Consider the following 2,104-nt stretch of genomic DNA (forward strand, 5'->3'; position numbering starts at 1 on the left):
TCACCCGCTACTTCAAGGGACAACGCGTCGCGCCCCGCGACTTCCTCGACAAACTCGCGGCCTTTCTCGCCGACCGCGACACTCCGCTCATGCCCGAGGAACACGACCGGCTCGACCGGCTGCGCTCCGCCGCGCTCGCTGGCAGCACCAGGCAGGGCAACCAGGTCCTGTACTGGAAGGAGGAAGCCGCACGACTCGCCGTCACCGAGAAGGCGCTCACCGCGCGATGGCAGGACGAACGCGAGCGCGGCGTCCTGGACCGCCGACGGGCGACCGAGGTTCTGGGCGCCCTCGAACTCGAAGTCGCCGAGCTGCGCGAACGCCTCGAACACACCGAAGCCGCCCGAGCCGACGCCGAGGCGCAGCGGGACACCCTGCGCGACCGGGTTCGCGAACAGGACCGACGGCTCCACGCCGCCGCCGACTACGCCCGCGAGATCGAAGGCGAACTCGCCGAACACCGGGCGACCTTCGAACTCCTGCGCCGGGAGGTGGACGTCCTGCGCCGGCAGGTGGACGTCCTGAGCGAGGAAAAGCCGCAGCCGCGCTCTCGCGCACACGAGCGTGTCGGCCGGGCGACAACGCAGGTCACGGCGGAGGGGTCGGCCGCCTCTCCGCCCGAGTCCCGGGCGGATCTCGCCAGTGGGGGTGGCGTGGCGGCCACGGAGTTCGGATACCGGGTCTCGTCCCGACCCGCGGGCGAGGTGTCGGACGAACTCTTCGCGGAGATCAACCTGCGATGGGAGGCATGGGCCCGGCGGAATCGGGCACGGGCCGACCCCGCCACCGCTCCCGGGCTCCACCGGACGTTGGTTGTGTCGAGGGGGCTGGCAATGTGTCTCGGCCCGGCGATCGCGGTCGTGGGCACGGCCGCTTTGTACGTCGGCGACATCGACTTGGCCGCCTATTCGTTCTACTCGTTCATCCCGTGGTTCCTCCTCGTGGGCTGGAGCTTCGGGGCGCCCAGGCCGTACGACGAGATGGAGGCGCTGTCCGCCCTGCGGCACCCGTGGCAGGTCTGGCCGTGTCAGTGGAGCGTGGACAGGCCGGATGGGATGGGTACTTGCAACCGCTTCACGCTGCTGGATCCCGAGGGCCGACCGACCGTGGAGTTCACCAGCACACAGGAGCTGGACCATTTCGTCCCGCACGGGTCGAGGTTGGAGCTCGTGTGGGTCGCGGGAACCTTCGACTCGCCATGTGTGATCGCGTTCCCCTCTCCCACGTCCTGGAAAGGGAAGGACGCGGTCCTGGTCGCCGTACCCGAGCCGGTCACGACTCTCCAACGGACGATCGACCCGGACGAGTTCGCGTCTCTCGTGGACCAGGCACGGAACGCACAGGTCGACTGACCGCTGGTACGACGACACGTACGAGCCGTTCCGCACTGCGGGTTCCACGGGCCTGAGCATGTTTCCGGTACGGCGGGTGCTCGTGGTCCGAGCACCGGAAACACCGAGAACCGTCTTGATCGTGCGTCCCGTGGGCAGACGGCGTGCGGGCGTCGCCGAGGCCGATGACCGGCCCGCGACCTGCGGTGCTCTGCAGCGCGGCGGGCGCGCCGGTCGGGGTGTGGCACTCGAGGAGGACAGCGGACGACGTCCGGGACGCGGGCGATCAGGTGGTGGCCGATCTCGTTGCCGACGTTTTCGATCGCGGCCACCGAGAGCAGGACGAACAGTGTGACGACACGTCGTCGGCGCCGCGACACGAATGGGGCTGGTAGGGACTCCGTGTTCGCACGGGTGTTCACGAGGGTTTCCGAGGCTCGATTCCGTCGGTGTCGCAGACGAGCCTCGGACGAGCGCGAGGTGCCGCGGCAACGGCCGTTGCCGGCGCATCGGCAACAGGTTTGTGTGTTCCGGTGCCCACACCGCCCTCTCGTGTCGTTGAATCGGGACGTGACGAAGTGGACGACACCCGCGTGAGCGAGGACGGGGGCGTGTCGGGCCGGGACGGGGTCGAGTCGGACGCGGCGCGCTACGGGGCTGCGATGGAGGCGTGCTTCGAACGCGCCGGCGCATCGCGCCGCGAGTTCGCGAAGGCGGCGTTCCTCGACCCGTCCGCGATCACCCGCTACTTCAAGGGACAACGCGTCGCGCCC

2 protein-coding genes are annotated in these 2,104 nt (G+C 69.6%); both read left to right on the forward strand.

Annotation, left to right across the window (positions count from 1 at the left end; translation table 11 throughout):
• The coding region (locus GT354_RS27810; protein WP_202512376.1) for a hypothetical protein at nt 1-1,352 on the forward strand (1,352 nt) is incomplete at its 5' end.
• Nucleotides 1,353-1,924: 572 nt separating this feature from the next.
• A partial coding sequence (locus GT354_RS27815; RefSeq protein WP_161359122.1) for a helix-turn-helix transcriptional regulator occupies nt 1,925-2,104 on the forward strand: 180 nt, incomplete at its 3' end.

It is taken from the genome of Streptomyces sp. SID3343 (assembly GCF_009865215.1).
Lineage (GTDB): Bacteria > Actinomycetota > Actinomycetes > Streptomycetales > Streptomycetaceae > Embleya.